The sequence below is a fragment of the Acidovorax sp. HMWF029 genome, from assembly GCF_003060895.1.
GTDB lineage: Bacteria > Pseudomonadota > Gammaproteobacteria > Burkholderiales > Burkholderiaceae_C > Acidovorax.
In genome coordinates this window covers 1-3,578 of record NZ_QAIH01000233.1, presented here as the reverse complement: position 1 = coordinate 3,578, position 3,578 = coordinate 1, and the positions used below count along the sequence as shown (strand labels likewise).

At 63.1% G+C, this 3,578-nt stretch carries 3 protein-coding genes; 2 read left to right on the top strand and 1 reads right to left on the bottom strand.

From position 1 onward, the window contains the following. The coding region (locus DBR12_RS23085) for a hypothetical protein (protein WP_233244721.1) at positions 1-234 on the top strand (234 nt) is incomplete at its 5' end. 272 nt (positions 235-506) lie between these two features. Here DBR12_RS23085 and DBR12_RS17340 read toward each other — a convergent pair. Beyond that, complete coding sequence (locus DBR12_RS17340; RefSeq protein WP_108618407.1) at positions 507-2,576, bottom strand: bifunctional diguanylate cyclase/phosphodiesterase; 2,070 nt, start codon at positions 2,574-2,576, stop codon at positions 507-509. A gap of 162 nt (positions 2,577-2,738) precedes the next feature. Here DBR12_RS17340 and DBR12_RS17335 point away from each other — a divergent pair. Then, the coding region (locus DBR12_RS17335; RefSeq protein WP_108618408.1) for an MgtC/SapB family protein at positions 2,739-3,578 on the top strand (840 nt) is incomplete at its 3' end.

Here is a 3,578-nt window from a genome sequence, read left to right as displayed (position 1 = left end):
CTTGTAAGGGGGTATGGAAATGATCGAATTCAATACATTGATGTTTCTGGGCTGAGGGAGGCTTACTCCGCCTTTGGAGGGGATGAGGTTTTTGACAACCTAAAGCCAGGTATTGCGATGCGCATTTGGTTTAAAAAATGCCTGCCAAGCAAAACCCCTTCTGCTGATTATGTTGAGTTTTTTTCGAACAACCCTGTTGACCAACCCCCGCGCAGCTACTTCTCCCGTCGTTGATGTTTCGGATGGATGTCTTGGATCATTCTCAGAACTTTTTTTGCGCGGCAGTGCTAAGGGCGCGAAGTGGGCGGACGGCAGTTGGTGTTAAACAACTTTTCGTAGTTTTTCCAGATACTCCTGTTTTCCTCCAGCCACGCAAATCTGCGCACCACCACCCTGCGATGGTGCATCACCTTGAAGCTGCTCAACTGCGTGAGGTCAACAGCAAGTTCCGCGAAGTCGTGAGTACGGGACGATCAACACGCTCAGATACTTGGGCACTTATTGCTCTATCCGTGATTCGTCAGCCACCCCCTCGCCGCCTCCCCATCCATCGGCATCGCCACCACAAACCCCTGGATCAAGTCACACCCCAGCCCCGCCAGCAGATCGATCTGTGCCTGTGTCTCCACCCCTTCGGCCACGATTTTGAGCTGCAGGCTGCGTCCCATCTGGATGATGGCGGTGACGATGGCCACGTCGTCGGAGTTGCCGGGGGTGTCGGTCACGAAGGAGCGGTCGATCTTGAGTTTGTCGATGGGGTAGCGCTTGAGGTAGGCCAGCGATGAATAGCCCGTTCCGAAGTCGTCGATGGAGATGCCCACGCCCAGGGCCTTGAGGGCGTTGAGGGTGCCCAGCACCTGGCCGGTTTGGTGCATGAGCACGGACTCTGTCAGCTCGATCTCCAGGTACTGGGGTGCGAGGCCTGTTTCGAGCAGGACGGCGGCGATTTCGGCGGCCACGTCGCGCTGACGGAATTCGAGGGCCGACATGTTTACGGCCACGGGCACCAGCGCCAGGCCCTGGTTCTGCCAGGCCTTGAGCTGGCGGCATGCCTCGCGCATTACCCAGCGGCCAATGGGAGTGATGAGGCCGCGCGATTCTGAGAACGTAATGAATTCGTCCGGGCCCACCAGCCCGCGCTTGGGATGGCGCCAGCGCACCAGCGCTTCAATGCCCTGCAGCGTGCCGTTGGCGAGGCAGATCTGGGGCTGGTAGTGCAGAACAAAGTGGTTGTGGGCAATGGCTTCGCGCAGCAGGCGCTCTTGCTGGAGCACATCCAGCGCACTGGCGTCCATGCTGGAGACGTAGAACTGGCGGTTGCCGCGTCCGCTTTCCTTGGCGTGGTGCATGGCCGCATCGGCGCAGCGCAGCAGGACATCGGCGCTGCCGCCATGGTCCGGAAACAGGCTGATGCCAATGGAGGGCGAGATGGTGAGCGGCAACTGGTCCACCGTGAACACGCCGTGCATGGAGACCAGCAGCTTGTCGGCCACCATGGCCACGTCGTCCTGGTTCTGCACGTCGGTCAGTACCACCACAAACTCATCACCACCCAGTCGCGCCACGACGTCGGCATCGCGCACGCCCTGGCGCAGGCGCTCGGCCACATTGCGCAGGAGCTGGTCGCCCGCGTGGTGGCCCAGCGAGTCGTTCACGGTCTTGAAATGGTCCAGGTTCACAAACAGCACGGCCACACGGCCATGGCGCCTGCGCGCCAGCGACAGCACCTGCGACAGCTGTTCCATCAGGAAGTGCCGGTTGGGCAGCTGGGTGAGGGCGTCGTGCAGGGCGATGAACGCTTCGCGTTCCTGTGCCTGCTTGCGCGCAGTGATGTCGCGCACCACCACGATGCGGTAGTCCGCGTGGTACAGGGGCATGGTTTTGCCCACCACCTCGACAGGAATGGCGTGCCCGTCCTTGTGGCGGATGGTGACCTCGTAGGGGTCTTCCCGGCCGCTGCGGGTGTATTCGAGCGCCGTGGCGCGCCATTCGGGGCTGATGAAGCTGAAGATCGACAGGCCCAGCACCTCATGCAGGGCGTAGCCGGTCAGTCGGTACAGCGCCTCGTTGCCATCGGTGATGAGGCCGTCGCGGTGGAACACGATGGCCTCGTCCGTGGCCTCGGTGAATTTGCGCATGCGCTCTTCGCTCTGGCGTACTTCGCGCTCTGCGCGCCAACGCTCGGTGATGTCGGTGATGAGTACGAAGGAGCCCTGCTGTTGCCCCGCGTCGCCAAAATGCGGGATCAGGTTGACCTCGATCATCCGCGTCTCACCGTTGGGCAGGGTCTGTTCGCGGGTGTACTTCACGCGCTCGCCCTGCGCGGAGCGCTTCACATGCGGCTCGATGGCCTGCCAGGCATTGTCGCCAATGGCCTGCTGCACGGTGAGGCCCAGAATGGATTCGGTGCTATGGCCGTTGTAGGCCGCATAGCCCTGGTTGGCAAACTGGCAACGCAGGCCGGGGATGTCGTAGTAGGCCATCAGGGCCGGGACCGAGTCTGCAATCAGGCGCAGCAAGGCATCACTGGAGCCGCTGGGGCCAGAGGCGGGGGCAGCGTTGTGGGGTGCTTGCATGGGTAGGTGATGATGGGATTCGTTATAGCCGATCCACCTGACGCCCAGGCTTGGGGCAACTCCGCATGTTTGTTGTGCGTGGCATTGTTTGGCGGGTCTTTCTGTCAACATGTGTAAGGGTGTTGCCAGAAGAGCCATAGACAGGAAAGGTGCGGGAGTTTCATGCAGGAGTTCGGAGGTTTTTCCGCCGCGATGGCCGTGCTGGCGAGTGCGGCTGGGTGCGGCTTGCTGATGGGCGTAGAGCGAGAGCGCCGCAAGGGAGCGGGACCCGCCCGGGCGCTGGCGGGGGTGCGGTCGTTCACCCTGGCATCCCTGGGGGGCGCCGCCGCTGCGCTGACGGACATGCCCGTGCTGGTCGCCGTGGGGGCCGCCATGCTGGCGGCACTGACAGTGGTGGCTTATGCCCGCGACCGCTCTGGCGACCCTGGCGTGACCACCGAGATCGCCCTGTTGCTGGCCTATGTGATCGGGGTGACCTGCACGCGCGACCAATTGCTGGCCGCTGCGCTGGCGGTTGTGGTGACGGGGCTACTGGCGCTGCGGGATGTGCTGCACCAGTTCTCCAACCAGTGGTTGCAGCCCGGCGAGGCGCGCAGCGGGCTTATTCTGGCTGCGCTGGCCTTGCTGGTGTACCCGCTCGCTCCCAACACGCCTCTGTGGCAAGGGGTTCTGAACCCTCAGGTGGTGGTGCGTCTGGTCATTGTTTTGCTGGTGATCCAGTCGCTGGCGCACCTGGCCAAGCGGCTGATGCGGGCGCGCCATGCCGTGGCGCTGTCGTCGCTGGCCTCTGGTTTTGTATCGAGCACCGCCACCATCGGCAGCCTGGGCATGGAGGTGCGCGCAGGCCGGGCTCCTGTCTGCGCGAACGCAGGGGCTGCCGTGCTTTCATGCGTGGCCACCATGGCGCAAATTGTGGTGGTGGCCGCCACGGTGCAGCCACAGTGGCTTGCACGGCTGTGGCTGCCTGCGCTGGCGGGCGGGTGCGTGGCGGTCGTCCTGGGG